Below are 20,942 nucleotides of genomic sequence, written 5' to 3' on the forward strand. Positions count from 1 at the left end.
CACGTGCGGCGCGCCTCGGTGCTGCGGGCGGCCGGGTGGGGAACATCGGTCGGACGGCGGCGCCGGACGGGCCGCCGGGTACCGCCCGCTGCGTAAAGAGGTCCGGAAATGAAACCGTACGACGGCACTCGCCTCGGTCGTCCGCAGGTGCCGGAGCGCCGCCCTTGCTCCCGGCGCACCTGCGGCGGTCTCCAGCCGCTGCACCGCTCCACTCGGGCGGCGATGTGATGGCGGCGTCGATGGGCGACCCGGCAGGCGGCGGCCGTTACGGCGAGGACGTCTTCCGTCCCGAGCAGGAGGGTGAGGGCGAGCGCATCGACTTCGGCGCTGTCGCGTACGACGAGATCACCATGACGCGGCTACGGGCTCTCGGGGTCGGCCCGGGCTGGAGCTGTCTCGACGTGGGGGCGGGGACGGGCACCGTGTCCCGCCGGCTGCTGGAGGAGGCCGGCGTGGACAGCGTGCTGGCCGTGGACCGTGACGTGCGGTTCCTCGCGCGACGGCCGACGCCCGGTCTGGAGGTGACGGAAGGTGACATCACCGCGCCGGGCTTCGCCGCGGGCCGGTTCCGGCTCGTGCACGCGCGGTTCGTGCTGATGCACCTGGCCGACCGGGAGCGGGTGATCGCGAACCTGGCCGAACTGGTCGAGCCCGGTGGCGTGCTGGTGCTCAGCGACGCGGTGGACCTGACGAACGACCGGACGCCCGACACGCCGTACACGGAGGTGATGCGGGCGATGTGGCTGGGGCTGCGCGCCACCATCGGCACCGATGTCTCGTGGGTGCCGTCCTGTCCCCAGTTGCTGCGCGGGGCCGGACTGGTGCGCGCCGCGGCCGAGCTGTACGTGCCCCCGCTGACGCCGGGCAGTCCCATCAGCCGTTTCTGGGCGGACACCTGGGAGCGCAGCCGAGAGGCCATGCTCGCCACCGGCACGGTCGACGACGACACCGTCGACGCGGCGCTCCTCTATCTGGACTCCGACGAATGCGCCGCGCTGTCGGCCGGCATGATGACGACCTGGGGTTGGAAGCCCGGTCCTGCGGGCTGACGGACCGTTGGTCGTGGCCGCTCAGAGTTTCCGCTGCATGCACACCAGTTGGTCCCGTCCGTCCCATGACTCGGTGACGGTGAAGCCGAGGCGTTCGTAGAGCGCGATCGCCCCGGTCCGCCACCGCCACACCGACAACCGCACGCTGTCGACGCCGTGTTCCGCGGCCTGCGCGAGCGCCTCGCCGAGGAGGCGGGACGCGATGCCGCGGCCGCGGAACGCGGGGTCCGTCCAGAGTCTCTTGATCTCCGAGCGGCCGTCGGCGGGAGCGGTCACGACGAGACAGCCCACGGCGGTGTCCGCCACGCGGGCCACCAGTACGACGTCGTCGGCGAACGCGGTCCAGGGGTCGAGGACTTCGGCCCGGTAGCGGTCCGGGAGACTCTCCACATCGGCGACCGCTTCCCCCTTCTCGGCCTCCGTCCGCAGGTGGTAGTCCGCCAGCAACGCGGCCAGACCTGCCTCGGCCGCGGGGGTCCGGCCCGGCGAGCGCACGACGACAACCTCGGGGTGATCGGTCATGGCGTCAGCATCACACAGCGGAGACCGTCTCCATACGGTCGTCCGGGCCCCCTCCCCCTTACCTCCGCTAGTGCGTCGGAGCGACTCGGGCGGCGCCGAACGGGTGGACTCCCCCGGGGGTGACCGGGCGCAGGGTGTGCTCCCAGGGCAGCGATGGTGACGAACCGCTCCCCCGGACCCGGAAGAGGCACCCAGACGTGAGACGTCGTATCCCCGCTCGTCGTATCCCCGCCCGTCGCATCTGCGCCGCAGCCGTGCTCGTGGCGTCCATGCTGGCTCCGATGGCGGCGGCCCCCGCCACGGCGGCGCAGGCGAACCCGCCCCACCGGTGTGTGGACGACGACTGCCCTCCTCGGGAACTCGACCGTGCGCTGGCCTCGCGGCTGGACAAGGCCATCGAGAAGGTCCGGCGGCAGGCCGGCATTCCCGGTGTCGTCGCGGGACTGTGGATGCCGGGCAAGGGCAGCTACGTCCGCGCGACCGGCGTCGCGGACAAGGCCACCGGCGAGCCGATGAGGGCCGACGTCTTCGTCCGCATCGGCAGCGAGACCAAGACGTTCACGGTCACCGCGCTGCTCGAACTCGTCGACGACGGCCTGATCGGACTCGACGAACCGATCTCCGACTACGTCCACGGTGTGCCCGGCGGGCACCGCATCACGCTGCGCCACCTCGCCGAGATGCGCAGCGGTCTCTTCCCGTACACCGAGGACGCGGACTTCCAGCACGACCTGCTGAGCGACCCGGAGCGTTCGTTCACCCCGCGTCAGGTGCTGGCGTACGGCTTCAAGCACAGGAACACCTTCGCGCCGGGCGCGCAGTTCCAGTACTCCAACACCAACCTCGTCCTGCTCGGGCTGGTGGTCGAGAGGGTCAGCGGGCGCCGGCTGGCCGACTTCCTCGAGCGGCGGGTGCTGCGCCCGGCCCGTCTGCCCCACACGCTGCTTCCCGAGCGCTTCGAGTTCCCCCGGCCGCACCCGCACGGCTACACCGACCAGACGCTGAGCGGTGAGGTCGCCGACAGCACGAACTGGAACCCCAGTTGGGCCTGGGCGGCCGGGGCGATGATCTCCGACCTGCACGACCTGCGCCGCTGGGCGAAGATCGTCGCCACCGGCACCCTGCTGCGGCCGAGGACGCAGGCCGAGAGGCTGAAGATGCTGCCCACCGGCCATCCCGGGACGAGTTACGGCCTCGGCATCTTCGAGAGCGGCGGCTGGATCGGGCACAACGGCTCCATCCCCGGCTACGAGACCGTCACCGTGTATCTGCCCTCGAAGAAGGCCACCCTGGTGCTGATGATCAACACCGACATCACGTACCAGGGCCAGGAACCGTCCTCGCTGCTCGCGCGGGCGATCACGGAGATCGTGACCCCGGACCACGTCTACGACCGCCCGGCGCCCCTGCAATAAGGGCGCGGGCCGGGGCCCGGCCGGGGATCAGCGTGTCTCCCGCGTCTGACGGTTAGGTACATTTGTGCGGACCGATGGGCGCGGGACCCGGCACCTGCCCGCCCGTTCTTCCGAGCCCCCGCGGAGCCTTCTCGTGACCGACCCCTCCGTGCGGCGGCGCCGCCAGGCCCTGTACCTCTTCTTCTTCCTCCCGGGCATCTCCCTGTCCTCCTGGGTGACGCGCACTCCGGACGTGCGGGACCGACTCGGCGTGTCCACGGCGCAGATGGGGTTGATCCTGTTCGGCCTGTCCGTGGGGTCCATGCTCGGCATCCTGTGTTCCGGCCGGTTCGTGGGGCGCCTGGGCACCCGGCCCGTGATCATCCTCGGCACCGTCCTGATCATCGCGGCCACGAGCGTCATCGCGGCCGGCAGCGCCGTCCCGTCGGCGCCCCTGGTCACGGCCGGCCTCTTCCTGTTCGGCGCGGGCATGGGGTCGGGTGAAGTGGCGGTCAACGTGGACGGCGCCGACGTGGAGCGGATCACCGGCACCCCGGTGCTGCCGACGCTGCACGGCTGTTTCAGCCTGGGCACGGTGATCGGCGCCCTGGCCGGAATGGCGGCGACGGCGGCGGAGGTCCCCGTGTCCTGGCACCTCGCCGTGGTCACCCTGGCCGCCACGGGGATGCTGCTCCATGCCGCGCGGGCGCTTCCGAGGGGCGTGGGCCTCAGCACGGAGCCCCGCACGGCCGAGGCGGTGAAGGGTGCCGGGCCGCAGGTCTGGAAGGACCGCAAGCTGCTCCTCATCGGTGCCATCGTGCTGGCCATGGCCCTGGCCGAAGGAGCGGCCAACGACTGGCTGCCGCTGCTCATGGTGGACGGCCACGGCCTGGACGCCACGGCCGGCTCACTCGTCTACGTCGGGTTCGCGGCCGCGATGACCCTGGGCCGCTTCTGCGGCACGTACTTCCTCGTCCGTTTCGGGCGGGCCGCGGTCGTGCGCGCGAGTGCCGTCTCCGGTGCCGTCGGCCTCGTCCTCGTGATCTTCTCCGACAACGTGGTCATAGCGGCGACCTCGGTCCTGTTCTGGGGACTCGGGGCCTCCCTCGGCTTCCCGGTGGCCCTGTCGGCGGCCGGTGACTCGGGTCCCGACCAGACCGCGCGGGTCTCTCTGGTCGCCATCATCGGCTACGTCGCCTTCCTCGTCGGACCACCGGCCCTCGGCTTCCTGGGCGACCACTACGGGCTGCGCTCGGCGATGGTGGCGGTCCTGGTGTTCGTCGCCTCCGCCATCCTCATCGCCCCGGCCGCCGACACCCGCGACCGCACAGCCGCGCCCCTCGACGCCTGACCCGGGACACCCGGGGCTGCCGCGAGGGCGCGGCAGAACATCCGGACCGTGCCGGAATCTCCTAGAGACCCGCACCCCCGGCCACGCACGCTGGGGACATGATCGTTGTGACGGGTGCCACGGGCACCATCGGCAGTGAAGTGGTACGACAGCTCGCGGCGCGCGGTGAGAAGGTGCGCGCCCTGACGCGGGACCCGGCGGGGGCGGAGCTGCCCGCCGGGGTGGAACCGGTGCGCGGCCACCACCGTGACCGGGCCTCGGTGGCGGCGGCCATGGAGGGGGCGCGGGCGGCCTTCCTGGTCGGGGTGTTGGGGGCGGACGACTCCGATCATGACCGGGGTCTGGTCGAGACGGCACGGGCGGCGGGCCTGCGCCGGGTCGTCAAGCTCTCCTCGACGGGCACCGGGGACCCGGCGGTGGGACCGTTCGGCACCTGGCATCTGGCCGGTGAGCAGGCCGTCCGGGACAGCGGACTGGAGTGGACGGTCCTGCGTCCCGCGACCTTCGACTCGAACACGCTGGGCTGGGCGGCCGCCATCAGGCACGGGACCCCCGTACCGAACGCCTATGGCGACGGCAGGCAGGGGATGGTCGATCCGCGGGACATCGCCGAGGTCGCCACCCTGGCGCTGCTCGACGCACGGCACGCCGGGCGGACGTACACGCTGACCGGCCCGGAGACACTGAGCGTTCCCGAGCAGATCGACGTGCTCCAGGACGTTCTCGGCCGTCCGATCGCGCGGCACGACCTGTCACCGGCCGAGGAACGTGAGCATCTGCGTGCGCTGGGCCTCGACGACGCGTTCCTGCGGGCCGGGGCATTTATCAGGGGCGGTGGCTGCGATGTCGTGACGCGGGATGTGCCGGAGGTGCTGGGGCGGCCGGCGCGGACCTTCCGGGAGTGGGTACGGGACCACAAGGGAGCCTTCCTGGCGGAATGAGGGGACGTGGGTGCGAGGGGCCGGCGGACGGGCAGGAGAGGCTGACAGCTCCTGGTAACAACTGTTACCATCACGCCATGGCGAAGACACAGCTGGGCGCGCGGATCGACGACGAGATCGTGGAGCTGGCCAAGGCTCGCGCGAAGGACCGCGGGCTGCCGCTCGGGGACTACATCGCCGCTCTCGTGCTCGACGACGCCAGTGGGCTGCGTCGACAGGGGCTGGACGCGGCACGGCGCTTCCTCGACGAGCACCAGGCGGTCTTCGACGAGGTCGAGGACGCCGACCGGGACGTCCCGGGGACGCACGCCGCGTGATGGACCTGTACATCGACGTCCCGTGGATCCTCCAGGTCGCCGAGCTCGCGGGCGCCGGGGATCCCGCCCCCGAGGACTACGGGGTGCCGGTGGCGGCGGTCGCCGGGCACCGCGCCGAGCTGCTGGAGCAGCCTGTCTACGACGGGCCCTACGCGAGGGCCGCCGCCCTGGTGCACGTCCTCGGCCGGTGCCGCTGGCTGGAGCGTTCCAACATGGCGGTGGCCGCCGCGACGGGCGTCATGTACCTGGAGGCCTCCGGCATCCCGGTCAAGCCGACCCGCGAGGACGCCGTCGCCCTGCGGGACCTGCTCCGCGACCCCACCTGCACCGCGGCGAGGATCGCGACGCTCCTGCGGGGCTGGCCGCGGGCCACCTGAGAGCGAAGGGGTCCGGCTTCCCCTCCAGAGAGGCGACGCGGTGTGCTCCTGTCGACACGTCACCTCGCCTCGGCCAGCCAGTGGGCGTCGGGACCGGCGGGGAAGCGCAGCCGGCCGGTCGTGTCGTGCACGGCACGCCATACCGTCTCGGCCACGTCGGTCTCCGTGGTGAACAGCTCCTGGCCGGTGAAGGAGTCCATGGACCTCTTCGCCCACGGTGCGTAGGGCGCCGGCACCAACTCGTCCGGTGAGGCGCCGTTCGTGGCCCGGGTGGCGAAGTTCGTCGTCAGGCAGGCGCCGGGCTGGACCGTCTTCGCCTGCACACCGAAGGGCGCGAGTTCGAGTGCGAGGGACGCGGTGAACCCCTCGACGGCCATCTTGCTCGCCTTGTAGACGGCGGAGAGCGGCATGTGGCCCAGCACCACGCTGGAGGTCACGTTGACCACCACGCCAGAGCCGCGTTCCCGGAACCGGGGCAGCACGGCCTGCGTGGTCGCCATGACACCGAAGGTGTTGGTCTCGAACACGTCCCGTACCCGGGCCATGGGGGTGCCCTCGAACACGCTGATCGAGGGCACGCCCGCATTGTTGACCAGGACGTCGACGGGTCCCGCCGCCTCGAGCGCGGCCGTGATGCTCGCGGGCTCGGTCACGTCGAGTGCGACGACACGCAGCCGGTCCGACTCGGGCAGGAGACCCGCGCGCGGGGTGCGCATCGTGGCGATGACGTTCCAGCCGTGCGCGTGGAAGTGGAGGGCGGTCGCCCGGCCGTATCCGGACGACGTACCCGTGATCAGAACCGTCTTCATGCTGTGCCCCTCGGCGATGTGATGAGATCCGCGGAGACCGGCATTTCGTGCTCCGCGGATGAACCGGCCATCCCATTGAATCGCTCTGACCTGCGGGAACAGTAGAACTATCCTCGCTCCCCCTTGCGCGATCCTCTCAGGGCAGGACACCGGCGGGCGCGCGCACCGCGTCCCGCAGGCGCGCGGCGTCGCGGCTCGGCGGGGCGCCGAACCGGCGGCGGTACTCCCGGCTGAACTGGGAGGGATTGTCGTAGCCGACGCGCTGGCCGACTCCCGTGACATCGCCCGGGTGGGTGGCGAGCAGCAGGCGGGCTTCCTGGAGCCGGATCTGCTTCTGGAACTGGATGGGGCTCATCGCGGTCACCGCCTGGAAGTTGCGGTAGAACGCGGAGGGGCTCATGCCGGACATCCGGGCCACGTCCTCGACCCGGAAGGGCTGCGCGTAGTTCTCGCGGATCCAGCGCACGGCCCGGGAGACATGGCTGAGGCTGCTGTCGGCGAGGCCGAGCTGGCGGACCGTCGCCCCCTGTTCGCCGGTGATCAGCCGCCACAGGATCTCGCGTTTGACGAGCGGGGCCAGTACGGCTCTGTCGCGGGGCTCGTCGAGCAGCCGCAACAGCCGGACCACCGCGTCGAGCAGCGCGGGAGGGGCATCGCTCACGGCGATCCCCGAGGGTGCACCCGCGCCGGTGCGGGGGGTGTCCCCGGGGCCGGCCTGGAGGAGCAGTTCGGCGACGGCGGACGGTTCCAGCGTGAGTCCGAAGCCGAGGGCCGGGTGGCCCGGGTCGGCCCGGGTGAACTGCCCGGTGACGGGGAGGTCGACGGATGCGACCAGGAACTGCCCGGGACCGTACTCGTAGATCCGGTCACCGAGAGCGAGTCGTTTGGCGCCCTGGGCGATGACCGCGAGCACCATGCCGGACATGGAGGGGGTCGGCGGGTCGGACCGGTCGACCTTGGAGACGAGGACGCCGTCGATGGCGGTGGTCCAGTCAGGTCGGACGTGCCGGGCGAGCAGGGTGCGGAGCTCTTCGAGAGGCATGGGGCCATTGCAGCACCATCGCTGGGCACTGCTCCCGTTCTCGGGAGGATCGTGCAAGTGCGGGCGAGCATCGTTCTAACATTTGTGCAGGTCAGACGCGTTGAATGGAGTCACATCACTCCACCGCCGACCGCGAGGACGACCATGATCGCCACATATGGCTTCAGCGCCACCCTGACCGCCAAGCCCGCCGCCGGAGACCGGCTGGTCGAGCTGTTGCTGACCGGCCTGGACGAGGGCAGTCCGGGCGCGAGCGAGCACTGCGTCGTCTACCTGGTCTCGCGCTCCGCGTCCGACCCCGACGTCGTCCACGTCACCGAGGGCTGGACCAGCGAGGACGACCATCACCGCATCTTCGCCGGTACGGCCGCCCAGGCCATCGTGGCGCGGGTCGGCACGCTGCTGGCCAAGGAGCCGGAGTACGCCGACCACGTCCCCGTCGGCGGCAAAGCCGCTTTTGCGCAGCCCTGACCGCCTCTCCCCGGCGCCACCCTCACCAGGCCGAATCCCCGGAACCCCGGAATCCCGACGAAAGGCAACGACCGTGACCATGGCACGCCCCGCCCTGGACCCCGAACTGCGTGAACTCCTGGCCGACATGCCTCTCATGTCCGAGCTCACCCCGGAAGTCCTCGCACACCTGCGCCAACTTCCCTCGACGCCCGTCGAATCCCTCCTCGAGCACCGACAGGTCGACCGGCGGGAGATCACTGTGCCCGCCAAGGACGGGACCCCGATCCCCCTGTCGGTCCTCAGTCCCGCGGGCGGCGATCGCGGCACCGCCGCGCCCTGCGTCTACTGGATCCACGGCGGCGGGATGGTCATGGGCGACCGCTTCTCCCAGATCGACATCCCGCTGGAGTGGCTCGACCGGTTCGGCGCGGTCGTGGTCTCCGTGGACTACCGCCTCGCACCGGAGGCCGGCGGCACCGTCCTGGTCGACGACTGCTACGAAGGGCTGCTCTGGGTCGCGGAACACACCGCCGAACTGGGCGTCGACCCCGCCCGGATCGTCGTCGCGGGCGCCAGCGCGGGAGGCGGCCTCGCCGCGGGGGTCAGCCTGCTCGCCCGCGACCTGGGCGGTCCCGCGATCGCCGGCCAGATGCTGGTCTGCCCCATGCTCGACCATCGCAACGCCACCACGTCCAGCCGCCAGTACTCCGGCACCCCGGGTGTCTGGACCGGCGAGATGAACGCCTTCGGATGGCGCTCCGTCCTCGGCGACCGCGCCGACGCCGAGGTCTCCCCCTACGTGTCACCGGCGTCGGCACAGAACCTCTCCGACCTGCCGACCGCCTACATCGACACCGGCTCCGCAGAGGTCTTCCGCGACGAGGACACCGACTACGCCACCCGCATCTGGGCGGCCGGTGGGCAGGCCGAACTCCACGTGTGGGCAGGCGGCTTCCACGGCTTCGACGCCCTCTACCCGCACGCACACCTATCGACCACGGCGCGCCGCACCCGAACCGACTGGCTCACACGACTGCTGTCCCGCGACCCCGGTGCACAGGGCCACTGACGCGGCGCGTTCGCTCCCCAGGGCCGTCCCGCCGGGTCACCGTCAGTCGGGGAAGTCCGGCAAGCCGTCGAAGAGGGCCAGGCGGACCGTGATGCGCTTGCCGACGGACTCCCGGTGTGCCTCGAAGCCCTGGACCACCGCCATCACGATCTCCAGACCGTGCTGACCGACGCGCCCCGCGTCGGCGGCGCGCGCCAGCGGAAGCGTCGGATCGCTGTCCCAGACCTGGATCTCCAGCATCCCGTCCTGGATGCGCAGGTGCAGCAGCACCGGCCCCGGCGCGTACTTCAGCGCGTTGGTGACCAGCTCGCTGACCACCAGCTGCCCCAGATCCATGGTGCGGGCCGACACCGGTAGTCCCCGTTCACCCTGCACCCGCGCCAGGAACTTCGACGTCTGGCTCCGCGCGTCGGCGATGCAGCCGTCCGCTCCGTCCAGGGCCACGGTCACCTCGACAGGTGCGGCTTCCGGCATCCGCGAACACTCCTCAGGCAGGACCCGCACCCTGCCGACCATCTCCAGTACCCCGTTCATGGGCGCCCGGATACCCCGTCATTCCCGCCTTACTCCTGTGCCGCCCCGGATCCGTGCCGCCCTCGAACGAAAAGCCCGTCCCATGCTTCGCACTCGGGCTTCCTGGGCAACGGTGGCAACAAGGCGTGAGAGCCCCCGTCGAACGCGCAGAGGACGCAACAAGTGGCAGACAACCGGGAAGCAGTGGGTCACGGCAGACTCTCCGTGGTCCGCACCGAGACCGACGACATCACCGTCCTCGTTCTCGAAGGAGAGATCGACCACCAGAGCGTGCCCGGACTGACGCGGGCCCTGTCCCCGGCGGACACCGCCGCCGGTCACCGGGTCGTGGTCGACCTGAGCCGGGTCACGTTCATGGACTCCAGCGGTGTCAACGCCCTCATCTCGGCCTTCCACACCACGCAGGCCGCGCAGGGCTGGCTGCGGCTCGCGGGGGCGCGGGGGGCCGTGCTGCGCACTCTCCAGCTCGTGGGGCTCGACACCTTCGTGCCCTGTCACCCGACCCTGGAGGACGCCCTCGCCGCGACCGACCCGGGCGCCTGAAAAACGGGACGAGTACCCGGGATCACCCCCCTCATGCCAAGTTCATGACCTCTTTTTTCGCTGTGTCACAACGCTCCCGCCGGGCTTTGGCCGCCGCTCGGAACCTGGGTTAATCTTCGACGGATTTCTCATCGGGCAACACCGTGGGGTGCGGGATTGCCGCTGGTGAGCGAGCCTGTGACAGGGCTCGGCGCGGTTCCGAGTCCCCGGCGCGGGGACTCTTGGGGAGCGGAACGAGGGTGCCATGACCAGCACGTCGACGGAGGCCCGGGAGCAGGCTCCCGGCGAGCAGGAACTGCGGCAGTTGCTGGCCGGGCTGACCGCCGTGCGCGACGGCGACTTCGGCACCCGGCTGCCGTCCGACGGACAGGGTCTGCTGGGCGACATCGCCACGGTCTTCAACGGCATGGTCGACCAGCTGTCCGTGTTCACCTCCGAGGTCACGCGCGTGGCCCGCGAGGTCGGCACCGAGGGCACGCTGGGCGGGCAGGCCGAGGTGCCGGGGGTCTCCGGCACCTGGGCGGACCTGACCGACTCGGTCAACGCGATGGCGGGCAACCTGACGACGCAGGTCCGTGACATCGCCCAGGTGGCGACCGCGGTGGCCAAGGGCGACCTGTCCCAGAAGATCGACGTGCCCGCGCGCGGGGAGATCCTCCAGCTGAAGGAGACCGTCAACACGATGGTCGACCAGCTGTCCGCGTTCGCCGACGAGGTCACCCGCGTCGCACGCGAGGTCGGCAGCGAGGGCCGGCTGGGCGGCCAGGCGCAGGTGCCGGGGGTGGGCGGGGTCTGGCGCGACCTCACCGATTCGGTCAATTTCATGGCCGGAAACCTGACGTCCCAGGTCCGCAACATCGCACAGGTGACGACGGCGGTGGCGCAGGGCGACCTCTCCCAGAAGATCACCGTCGACGCCCGCGGCGAGATCCTCGAACTCAAGAACACCATCAACACGATGGTCGACCAGCTCTCCGCCTTCGCCGACGAAGTCACCCGCGTCGCCCGCGAAGTCGGCACCGAGGGACGGCTGGGCGGGCAGGCCGACGTGAAGGGCGTCAAGGGCACCTGGCGCGACCTCACCGACTCCGTGAACTTCATGGGCGGCAACCTCACCGCGCAGGTCCGCAACATCGCCCAGGTGGCCACGGCGGTGGCGCAGGGCGACCTCTCCCAGAAGATCACCGTCGACGCCCGCGGCGAGATCCTCGAACTCAAGAACACCATCAACACGATGGTCGACCAGCTCTCCGCCTTCGCCGACGAAGTCACCCGCGTCGCCCGCGAGGTCGGCACCGAGGGCAACCTCGGCGGACAGGCGATCGTCCGGGGTGTGTCGGGCACCTGGAAGGACCTGACCGACAACGTCAACGTGATGGCGTCCAACCTGACCGGACAGGTCCGCTCGATCGCCCAGGTCGCCACCGCCGTGGCCCGCGGTGACCTCTCGCAGAAGATCACCGTCGAGGCCAAGGGCGAGGTCGCCGCCCTGGCCGACGTCATCAACACGATGGTCGACACGCTGTCCGCGTTCGCCAACGAGGTGACCCGCGTGGCCCGCGAGGTCGGCACCGAGGGACGCCTCGGCGGCCAGGCGCACGTGCCCAACGTGGCCGGCACCTGGAAGGACCTCACCGACAACGTCAACTCCATGGCCAACAACCTCACCGGGCAGGTCCGCAACATCGCCCTGGTGACGACCGCGGTGGCCAACGGCGACCTGTCCAAGAAGATCGACGTCGACGCCCGGGGCGAGATCCTGGAGCTGAAGACGACCATCAACACGATGGTCGACCAGCTGTCGTCGTTCGCCGCCGAGGTCACCCGTGTGGCCCGGGAGGTCGGCAGCGAGGGCCGGCTCGGCGGACAGGCCGAGGTCGAGGGTGTCGAGGGCACCTGGAAGCGGCTGACGGAGAACGTCAACGAGCTGGCCGGGAACCTCACCCGGCAGGTCCGCGCCATCGCCGAGGTCGCGAGCGCCGTGGCCGAGGGCGACCTGACCCGGTCGATCAGGGTGGAGGCCTCCGGCGAGGTCGCCGAGCTCAAGGACAACATCAACTCCATGGTGGAGTCCCTGCGCGAGACCACGCGGGCCAACCAGGAGCAGGACTGGCTCAAGACCAACCTCGCCCGGATCTCCAGCCTGATGCAGGGCCACCGCGACCTGCCCGTGGTCGCCGAGCTCATCATGGACGAGCTCACGCCCCTGGTGTCGGCCCAGTACGGCGCCTTCTACCTGGCCGAGGACACCGTCCGCGGGCCCGAACTGCGGCTGGTGGGCTCGTACGGCTATCCGGACGACGCCGAGCGGCCCACCCGTATCCCGGTGGGGCGCTCGCTGGTCGGGCAGGCCGCACGCAACCGCCGTACCGTCACCGTGGAGGAACTGCCCGAGGGGTACGTCACCATCTCCTCCGGTCTCGGACAGGTGTCGCCGACCGCGCTGGTGGTGCTGCCCATCGTGGTCGAGGAGCAGGTCCTCGGGGTGATCGAGCTGGCGTCCGTCAGCCGCTTCACCCAGATCCACCAGGACTTCCTGGCCCAGCTGATGCCGACCATCGGCGTCAACCTCAACACCATCGTGGCCAACGTCCGCACCGACGAGCTGCTCGACGAGTCGCAGCGGCTGACCGCCGAACTCCAGGCCCGCTCCGAGGAGTTGCAGGTCCAGCAGGACGAACTCCAGCGCTCCAACGCGGAACTGGAGGAGAAGGCCTCCCTGCTGGCCTCGCAGAACCGCGACATCGAGGCGAAGAACCTCCAGATCGAGCAGGCCCGGCAGGAACTGGAGACCCGGGCGCAGCAGTTGTCGCTGGCGTCCAAGTACAAGTCGGAGTTCCTGGCCAACATGAGCCACGAGCTGCGCACCCCGCTCAACAGCCTGCTGATCCTGGCCCAGTTGCTGGCCCAGAACCCCTCGCGCAACCTCACCCCGAAGCAGGTCGAGTACGCGGGCATCATCCACTCCGCGGGCTCGGACCTGCTCCAGCTGATCAACGACATCCTCGACCTGTCCAAGGTCGAGGCGGGCAAGATGGACGTGGCCCCTGAGCGGGTGCCGCTGCGCAAGCTCCTGGAGTACGTCGAGGCGACGTTCCGGCCGATGACGACGCAGAAGAGCCTGGAGTTCACGGTCTCCACCGCGCCCGGCACCCCGGCCGACCTGCTCACCGACGACTCCCGGCTGCGGCAGATCCTGCGCAACCTGCTGTCGAACGCGGTGAAGTTCACCGAGCAGGGCAGGGTGGAGCTGCGCATCGAGCCCGCCGCCGACAGTGAGGTCCCGCCGGGTGTGCACCGCGGCGGACCGATCGTGGCGTTCCGGGTCAAGGACACCGGCATCGGCATCCCGCAGCAGCAACTGGAGACGATCTTCGGGGCGTTCCAGCAGGCCGACGGGACGACCAGCCGCAAGTACGGCGGCACCGGGCTCGGTCTGTCCATCACCCGCGAGATCGCCCACCTGCTGGGCGGTGCGGTCACGGTCGACAGCACGCCCGGCCAGGGCAGCACCTTCACGCTCCATCTCCCGGTGGCGCGCGCCGACTTCGAGGAGCAGCTGGAGAACGGGGGGCGGCCGGCGGAGCCGTCGTACGACAGCCTCGACCCGGAGGAGGAGGCGGCACCGCGCGCGCTCGCGGGCCCCGCGTCCTCCGCCGAGCCGCGCAGGCGGCGGCTGCTGGTCATCGAGGAGCGCCCGCGCGGTCTGCTCACCCTGGTCGCCGAGCGGGCCGTCGCGGACCTCGCCCAGGACCCCGACGATCCGCACGGGGCGATCGACATCATCACGGCGGTGGGGGCGCAGGAGGCGGCGAGCACGCTGGCGGCCGACCCCTGCCACTGTGTCGTCCTCGAACTCGGCATGCCGCACGACGAGGGCGCGGACTTCCTGGAGGCCATGCGCGGCGACTCGGCGCTGGCCAGCGTGCCCGTCCTCGTGCACACCGGGCACCGGGTGTCCATGGGGCAGGAGCAGGGGCTGCGGGCCCTGGCGGGCGACCGGCCGCTGGACTTCCTGTCCAGCCTGGACGACCTGCGGGAGCGCATCACCCTGCACCTGTCCGCCGAGCAGCCCGGTGACGTGCTGTCGCTGGTGCGCTCCGAGGAGCCCCAGCGGCCCGCCGCGCAGGTGGTCGACGACTCCTTCCTCGGCCGTACGGTCCTCGTGGTCGACGACGACGCGCGCAACCTGTTCGCGCTCAGCGGGGTGCTGGAACTGCACGGCTTCCAGGTGCTGCACGCGGACAACGGCCGCAAGGGCATCGAGATGCTGCTCGCGCACCCGGACATCTCGCTGGTCCTGATGGACGTGATGATGCCGGAGATGGACGGGTACACGGCCACCACGGAGATCCGTTCGATGCCGCAGTACGCGGAGCTGCCGATCATCGCGGTCACCGCGAAGGCCATGCCGGGCGACCAGGAGAAGAGCCTGGCGTCGGGAGCCAACGACTACGTCACCAAGCCCGTCGACACGAGCGACCTCATGGCCCGGGTCCGGCGGTGGCTGCCCGCGTGAGATCACGTCGAGCACCCCAGCCGCCCGAGTGACGTCCCCAGCCGAGGAACAGGCCCCCCGTGAGTGATCTCCGTCAGCCGCCCGAGCCGCACAGCGCCGCTGTGGGGGAACAGCCCGCGCTCCAGGGCGGCGAGCCGTCCGCGGGGGCGGAGGGCCGCGAGGAGGCGTCACCCGTCGGCAGGCTGGCGGCGACCGTGGCCCGGCTGCGCCAGGAGGTGCGCGCCGCGCAGGCCGAGGCGGACGGGCGGGCCCTGATCGAACTGGCCAAGGGCATCCTGGTCGAGCGGCTCGGCTGTGGTCCGGCGCAGGCCTCGCGGCAGCTCGCCGAGCTCACCGCGCAGGCGGGGGTGACCCCGCTGGAGTTCGCCGTCGAGGTGATCAACCAGGCCTCACGCGACCGGCTCTCGGAGGTGACCAGCGCCTTCCTCGCCGCCACCGCCGACCCGTCCGCGGGGCGCACCGCCGCCGCCGATCCCGCCGACGGGCACTCCTCCGCCGTACGGCTGCGGGCCGCCGAGAGCGGGGCGCTGGCCGCCGAGGACACCCAGGCGGTCGCCGACTCCCTGCTGGAGCACGCGCTGACCCCGCTGGGCGCGGAGGCGGTGGCCATCTGGGCGCTGGGGGCCGACGGCTCCCTCACCCTGGCGGGCAGCGCGGGGTTCGCCCCGGCCGAGGCGGGACGCTGGCGGCATGTGCCGCCGGGTGTGACGACCGTGGCGCGCCGCGGGCTCACCGAACGCACCGGGCAGTGGATCCGCAGTCTGTCCGAGACCGGCCTGCCCTCCATCGGACAGCACCACCACAGCGACGGCGGCCGGGTCGCCGTACCGGCCGAGGCGGGCGGGCGCATCCACGGAGTGCTGGAGATCGCCTGGCCCGCGCCGCTGGAGTCCCCTCCCGCGGCGATCGTCCGGCAGGTCGAGGCGCTGGCCGAACTGTGCGCGCACACCCTGGAGACGTCCGCGCTCCATCATCCGGACGGCGCTCCGGCCCCGCGCGTGCTGCCGGACGTCACCGAGCTGATGGACCTGGCCGACGGGCTGCACGACCCGGCTCTGGTGCTGGTGCCGCACCTGGGCCCGGACGGGCGTCTCGTCGACTTCCGCATCCACCACGTCAACAGCCGCTTCCTCGATCCGGCCGGACGGCCGCGTGGCGTGGTGAGCGGCGCGCTGCTGCTGGAGGCCTATCCGATGGCCGCGGGGCAGAGTGAGCTGTTCGAGCGGGTGGAGCGCGTCTACGCCACCGGTGAGCCCTTCCGTGCGCACCGGATGCGGCTGACCGCGCTGGTGGACGACGTCCAGCTGGCGGCGGTCGCCGACATCAACGTCAGCCGGCACGGCGGCAGCGTCCTGCTGATCTGGCGCATCGAGGACGAGACGGCCCGCCTGGCGAGCCTGCTCCAGCACGCCCAGCGCCTGGGCCGCATCGGTGGTTTCGAGGAGAACCTGCTGACCGGCGAGATCACCTGGAACGGCCAGCTCTTCCACCTCTACGGCAAGCCCGCCTCCGAGCCCCCCGTGCCGCTGGAGGACCTGCCCGCGCACGCCCATCCCGACGACGCCGTCGCCATCGGCCGGTTCCTGCGCACCCTGCTCCACCAACGCCGGCCGGCGTCCACCGCGTTCCGGCTGCAACGCCCCGACGGCGTCACCCGGCACATCCGGGTGGTGGCGGAGCCGGTCCTCGACTCGGCGGGACAGCTGTACGTCGTGCGCGGCGCCTATCAGGACATCTCCGCGCACCACTGGACCGAGGTGGCCCTGGCCGCCACCCGTGACCAGCTGGCCCACACCGAGCAGGAGGCCAGCGAACGCGACCGGCTCACCCTTCAGCTCCAGCACGCCATCATGCCCCCGGCGCAGGCGCCGCTGGAGGTTCCGGGGCTGGACCTCGCGGTGCGCTACCGGCCGGCGGAGACCCAGCACCTGGTCGGCGGTGACTGGTACGACGCGGTCGTGCTGCCGTCCCGGCTGGTGCTGCTGTGCGTGGGCGACGTCGCCGGGCACGGCATCGAGGCGGCCACCAGCATGGTCGTCCTGCGGAACGCGCTGCGCGGGCTCGCCGTGACCGGTGCCGGGCCCGGCCAGCTGCTGTCCTGGCTCAACATGGTGGCGCACCATCTGACCGGGGCCGTCACCGCCACGGCGGTCTGCGGGCTGTACGACCCCGAGCACAACACCCTGCGCTGGGCGCGGGCCGGCCATCTGCCGCCGGTCCTGGTGCGCGGCTCCGACGCGGCGCCGCTGCCGCTGGTCAAGGGGCTGCTGCTGGGTGCCGTGCCGGAGGCGACGTACGAGGAGCACGAGGTGCAGCTCGCCGCCGAGGACACGCTGCTGATGTACACGGACGGTCTGATCGAACGCCGGGACCGGTCCGTCGAGGAGTCGCTGGCGCAGTTCCTGACCGTTGCGCGGGCGGTCCCGCCCACCCTGGACCAGCAGTTGGACCGGCTGCTCACGCACAGCAGGTCGGACACGGACGACGACACCTGCATCGTGGGCATCCGGGTCGCCTGAGGGTCCGTCGATCCGCCGGGCTTGTGTCCGCGCATACGGGGAACGCGGTTGCTCCGAACGATCGGGGAGACGTCATGCCACGCGTCAAGGAGTACCGCGTCGCCGCGTCCGGCCGGTGGACGGACGAGGAGGAGGGCCGCCGTCGGCTGGTCGGACACCTTCCCGGAGTCCGGGGGCGCGGCCGACCGGGTGCGGCGTGTCCGCGCTGTGCCTCCGTGGCGGGACGGCGCGGGAGCGACGCCCGGCCCAGGTGGCACCGCACCGACCCGAGACCGTGAAGGGAGCCGGCATGGCCGACAGGAAGGGTTCCGGTGTCCCGGACCGGCCGGCGCGGACCGCCGCCGACGTGTTCGGCTGGCGTGAGCTGCGGCCGGGGCAGCGGGACGCGATGGAGGCGGTCCTGCAGGGCCGGGACACGCTGGCCGTCATGCCCACCGGGGCCGGGAAGTCGGCGGTGTACCAGGTGACCGGGCTGCTGCTCTCGGGGCCCACGGTGGTGGTCTCCCCGCTGATCGCTCTCCAGCGGGACCAGATCGCCGGTCTGCTCAGCCACGACGAGGCCCCGGACGCCGTCGCCGTCAACTCCGCGCAGGCGGCCGGAGAGGTCGAGGCCGCCTGGGAGGCGGTCCGGCACGGCGACGCGGAGTTCCTGTTCCTCTCCCCCGAGCAGCTCGCCAAGGACGAGGTGGTCGAACGCCTTGCCCAGGTCGCGCCCTCGCTGTTCGTCGTCGACGAGGCCCAGTGCGTCGCCGCCTGGGGCCACGACTTCCGTCCCGACTACCTGCGGCTGGCCCAGGCGATCCAGCGAGTGGGACGGCCCACCGTGCTCGCCCTCACCGCCACGGCCGCCCCGCCGGTGCGCGAGGAGATCGTGGAGCGGCTCGGCATGGAGGATCCGGCACTGGTCGTGGCCGGTTTCGACCGGCCCAACATCGCGTTGGAGGTGCGCCGCTTCCTGGACGACACGGACAAGCGCCGGATGGTGGTGGAGCGTGCCGCGGCGGAACCCAAGCCGGGGATCGTCTACACCGCGACCCGCAAGGACGCCGAGGCGTACGCGGACGATCTCGCCTCGCTGGGGCTGTCGGCCGCCGCCTACCACGCGGGACTGGCGGCCGGTGAGCGCTCCCGGGTGCACGACGCCTTCCTGGCCGGTGAGACCGACGTCGTGGTGGCCACCTCCGCCTTCGGCATGGGCATCGACAAGAAGGACGTGCGGTTCGTGCTGCACGCGTCCGTCCCCGGCTCGCTCGACGCCTACTACCAGGAGATCGGCCGTGCGGGCCGCGACGGCGGTCCCGCGGTGGCCGCCCTGCACTACCGGCCGCAGGACAGCGGCCTCCAGCGCCTGTTCGCCACGCGCGCGCCGGACGAGGAGACCCTCCGCGCGGTCGCCGAGCACATCCACGAGCAGGGTGGTCCCGTCGAGCCGGAGGCCGTCGCGAAGGAGACGGGGCTCTCGCGCAGACGCGTGACGGCCGCCGTCAATCTGCTGGAGCAGGCGGGGGCCGTGCGCACCGCGGACGACGGTCGGGTGCGCGCCGTCGCCGGGACGACGGCCGGGGAAGCGGCCCGGCGAGGTGCGGAGGAGGCCGGGGCGCGCAGGAGGCTGGAGGAGTCGCGGCTGGCCATGATGCTGGGCTACGCCGAGGCCACGGGCTGCCGACGGCGCTTCCTGCTCGGCTACTTCGGTGAGCCCTACGACACCCCGTGCGGGGCCTGCGACCTGTGCACGGCTCCCGAGTCCAGGCCCGGGGACAGTGTCGTCGACGGGGTGGGGAGCGCGGGCGAGGAGCCCGCCACCCCTGGGGCCGCCCCGTATGCGTCAGGCACGCTGGTGCGGCACGCGGAGTGGGGAGAGGGCACGGTGATGAGCGAGGAGGGCGACCGCATCACCGTGCTGTTCGAGTCGATGGGATACCGGACGCTGTCCCTGGCCGCGATCTCCGGCAAGGGCCTCCTCAGCGCCGCGCCACCACCCGCAGCGTCTTGACCTCGGGGTCGGCGGCGTCCGGGATCAGCACGCCGTGCTCGACGCCGCTGCGCAGATAGTCCAGGACCTCGTCGGTGATGACCTCGCCCGGCGCGATCGCGGGGACACCCGGCGGGTAGGGGCTGATCATCTCGGCGGCGATCCGGCCGGCGGCCCGCTCGGCGGGCACGTGGTCGACCTCGGCGAAGAACGCGTCGCGGGGCAGCATGGCCTGCTCCAGTTCCAGGGCCGAGGGCTCGGGCAGGCGTACCGGCGGCCGGCGTTCGATGGAGTCGGCGCCCTCGGTGAGGGCGCGCAGGGCGTCCAGCAGCGCCTTCTCCGTCTCGTCGTCGTCGGCGTGGGTGATGGACGCGCTGATCCGGCAGGTGTCGGAGCCGCCGACGTCCACGTGCAGTTCGGCCCGCATCCATTCGGCGGCCTGCATGCCGCTGATCCCGAGCTCCCGTACGTCGATCACGATCTTCAGCGGGTCGAACTCGGCGGCGAGGCCCTCGTCCACGACCTCCTGGCCCATGGGCCGCAGCCCCGGCAGGTCCGCGGCCGCGAGCCGGATCCGTTCCGCGCGGCGCAGCGCGGTCTCCAGGAGGCCGTGGCCCTGCTCGACCATCTGGCGGCGCCAGCCGTCCAGGGTCATGTACACCAGGGAGGACGCGCTGGTGGTGCCGAGCAGGTCCTCCCGCTGTTTGAGCGCCTCCGGCGAGACGCGGTCGTACTGGAGGTGGAAGACGGAGCTCTGCTCGATCGCCCCGCCCATCTTGTGGACGCTGGTGACCACCAGGTCCGCCTCGGCGTCCATGCCCCAGACGGGCAGGTCGGGATGGAACGGCAGGTGGGCGCCCCAGGCCTCGTCGAGGATGAGGGGGACGTCGAACTCGTGGCACACCCGGGCCACGCCCCGGACGTCGGCGCAGGTCCCCCAGTCGGTGGGGGTGATCAGCAGCATGCCCTTGGCGTCCGGGTGCTCCTGGAGGCGGCGGCGTACGTCGTCGGGCTCCGGGGGATGGGCGATGTGCCGTTCGCGGTCGAACTTGGGATGGACCCAGATCGGTTCGACGCCGTTGACGACGACGCCCGAGATCACGGACTTGTGCGCGTTGCGCGACAGCAGCAGCTTCTCCCCCGGCCCCGCGACGGCCAGCATCGCCGTCTTGATGGACAGGGAGCTGCCGCACGTGGAGAAGAACGCCTGCTCGGCGCCGACCGCGTCCGCCATCAGGTCCTGTGCGTCGCTGAGCACGCCCTGGGACTGCCGGCGGTCGTCCAGCCCGTTGAGGGACAGGACGTCCGAACGGAACACGTCGAGCCCGACGATCTCCGCGACCCGCGGGTCCACGCCACGGCCCTGCTTGTGGCCGGGCGGACCGAAGACCATGTCGCCGCGACGCCGGAACTCCTCCAGCGCCTCCAGCACGGGCACCCGTGAGTGATCCATGGTTCCTCCCAGATCCGCCCGGCTCCGCCCAGACGGCGAAGCCGTACGGCCCACTCGGTCTGCACACCGTGTTGACCG

17 protein-coding genes and 1 pseudogene are annotated in these 20,942 nt (G+C 71.7%); 13 read left to right on the forward strand and 5 right to left on the reverse strand.

The window, feature by feature from the left end:
- Positions 1-239: 239 nt before the first annotated feature.
- A complete protein-coding gene (locus AC2XR2_RS01340; protein ID WP_491513982.1) occupies positions 240-1,049 on the forward strand; it encodes a class I SAM-dependent methyltransferase in 810 nt (269 codons plus the stop codon).
- A gap of 21 nt (positions 1,050-1,070) precedes the next feature.
- On the opposite strand, the gene AC2XR2_RS01345 is transcribed toward AC2XR2_RS01340, so the two are convergent.
- Complete coding sequence (locus tag AC2XR2_RS01345) at positions 1,071-1,571, reverse strand: GNAT family N-acetyltransferase (RefSeq protein ID WP_491513983.1); 501 nt, start codon at positions 1,569-1,571, stop codon at positions 1,071-1,073.
- A gap of 269 nt (positions 1,572-1,840) precedes the next feature.
- On the opposite strand from AC2XR2_RS01345, the gene AC2XR2_RS01350 reads away from it, so the two are divergent.
- From AC2XR2_RS01350 to AC2XR2_RS01370, 5 genes are all read left to right on the forward strand, one after another.
- Positions 1,841-2,986 carry a serine hydrolase domain-containing protein gene (locus AC2XR2_RS01350; RefSeq protein ID WP_381305858.1) on the forward strand — a complete coding sequence of 382 codons (1,146 nt, stop codon included), beginning with the start codon at positions 1,841-1,843 and terminating at the stop codon, positions 2,984-2,986.
- Positions 2,987-3,119: 133 nt separating this feature from the next.
- Entirely contained in the window at positions 3,120-4,316 is a 1,197-nt protein-coding gene (locus AC2XR2_RS01355) for an MFS transporter (protein ID WP_381305822.1), read from the forward strand.
- A gap of 98 nt (positions 4,317-4,414) precedes the next feature.
- Positions 4,415-5,257 carry an NAD(P)H-binding protein gene (locus AC2XR2_RS01360; RefSeq protein ID WP_491513984.1) on the forward strand — a complete coding sequence of 281 codons (843 nt, stop codon included), beginning with the start codon at positions 4,415-4,417 and terminating at the stop codon, positions 5,255-5,257.
- A 77-nt stretch (positions 5,258-5,334) separates the two neighbouring features.
- The gene (locus AC2XR2_RS01365) at positions 5,335-5,574 is read left to right on the forward strand and encodes a hypothetical protein (protein ID WP_330269242.1); all 240 of its coding nucleotides are present in this window, start codon (positions 5,335-5,337) and stop codon (positions 5,572-5,574) included.
- The gene (locus AC2XR2_RS01370) at positions 5,574-5,951 is read left to right on the forward strand and encodes a fic family toxin-antitoxin system, toxin component (protein ID WP_491518383.1); all 378 of its coding nucleotides are present in this window, start codon (positions 5,574-5,576) and stop codon (positions 5,949-5,951) included. Before AC2XR2_RS01365 ends, AC2XR2_RS01370 begins: the two co-directional genes overlap by 1 nt.
- Before the next feature lie 59 nt (positions 5,952-6,010).
- Here the strand turns inward: AC2XR2_RS01370 and AC2XR2_RS01375 are convergent, their stop codons facing one another.
- Together AC2XR2_RS01375 and AC2XR2_RS01380 are read right to left on the reverse strand one after the other, a co-directional pair.
- On the reverse strand, positions 6,011-6,760 hold the full coding sequence (locus tag AC2XR2_RS01375) for an SDR family oxidoreductase (RefSeq protein WP_491513985.1): 750 nt from the start codon (positions 6,758-6,760) through the stop codon (positions 6,011-6,013).
- A gap of 136 nt (positions 6,761-6,896) precedes the next feature.
- A complete protein-coding gene (locus AC2XR2_RS01380) occupies positions 6,897-7,802 on the reverse strand; it encodes an AraC family transcriptional regulator (protein WP_491513986.1) in 906 nt (301 codons plus the stop codon).
- A gap of 144 nt (positions 7,803-7,946) precedes the next feature.
- Between AC2XR2_RS01380 and AC2XR2_RS01385 the strand changes: the two genes are divergently transcribed.
- Complete coding sequence (locus tag AC2XR2_RS01385; protein WP_491513987.1) at positions 7,947-8,273, forward strand: putative quinol monooxygenase; 327 nt, start codon at positions 7,947-7,949, stop codon at positions 8,271-8,273.
- A gap of 73 nt (positions 8,274-8,346) precedes the next feature.
- Positions 8,347-9,324: an alpha/beta hydrolase fold domain-containing protein gene (locus tag AC2XR2_RS01390; protein ID WP_491513988.1), complete on the forward strand. Its 978-nt coding sequence runs from the start codon at positions 8,347-8,349 to the stop codon at positions 9,322-9,324.
- Between the two features lie 42 nt (positions 9,325-9,366).
- Here AC2XR2_RS01390 and AC2XR2_RS01395 read toward each other — a convergent pair whose 3' ends face one another.
- The gene (locus AC2XR2_RS01395) at positions 9,367-9,858 is read right to left on the reverse strand and encodes an ATP-binding protein (protein WP_330269241.1); all 492 of its coding nucleotides are present in this window, start codon (positions 9,856-9,858) and stop codon (positions 9,367-9,369) included.
- Positions 9,859-10,020: 162 nt separating this feature from the next.
- Between AC2XR2_RS01395 and AC2XR2_RS01400 the strand changes: the two genes are divergently transcribed.
- From AC2XR2_RS01400 to AC2XR2_RS01420, 5 genes and pseudogenes are all read left to right on the forward strand, one after another.
- A complete protein-coding gene (locus AC2XR2_RS01400) occupies positions 10,021-10,401 on the forward strand; it encodes an STAS domain-containing protein (RefSeq protein ID WP_381305806.1) in 381 nt (126 codons plus the stop codon).
- A 244-nt stretch (positions 10,402-10,645) separates the two neighbouring features.
- Positions 10,646-14,920 carry a HAMP domain-containing protein gene (locus AC2XR2_RS01405; RefSeq protein WP_491513989.1) on the forward strand — a complete coding sequence of 1,425 codons (4,275 nt, stop codon included), beginning with the start codon at positions 10,646-10,648 and terminating at the stop codon, positions 14,918-14,920.
- 59 nt (positions 14,921-14,979) lie between these two features.
- Entirely contained in the window at positions 14,980-17,439 is a 2,460-nt protein-coding gene (locus AC2XR2_RS01410) for a SpoIIE family protein phosphatase (protein ID WP_491513990.1), read from the forward strand.
- Between the two features lie 74 nt (positions 17,440-17,513).
- Positions 17,514-17,717 (forward strand): annotated as a pseudogene (locus tag AC2XR2_RS01415) (hypothetical protein).
- Positions 17,718-17,728: 11 nt separating this feature from the next.
- Complete coding sequence (locus AC2XR2_RS01420) at positions 17,729-19,432, forward strand: RecQ family ATP-dependent DNA helicase (RefSeq protein WP_491513991.1); 1,704 nt, start codon at positions 17,729-17,731, stop codon at positions 19,430-19,432.
- Here AC2XR2_RS01420 and AC2XR2_RS01425 read toward each other — a convergent pair.
- A complete protein-coding gene (locus tag AC2XR2_RS01425; protein WP_491513992.1) occupies positions 19,401-20,864 on the reverse strand; it encodes an aminotransferase class I/II-fold pyridoxal phosphate-dependent enzyme in 1,464 nt (487 codons plus the stop codon). The genes AC2XR2_RS01420 and AC2XR2_RS01425 overlap by 32 nt on opposite strands.
- Positions 20,865-20,942: the final 78 nt, after the last annotated feature.

The organism is Streptomyces sp. LS-MS-L19 (genome assembly GCF_058382285.1).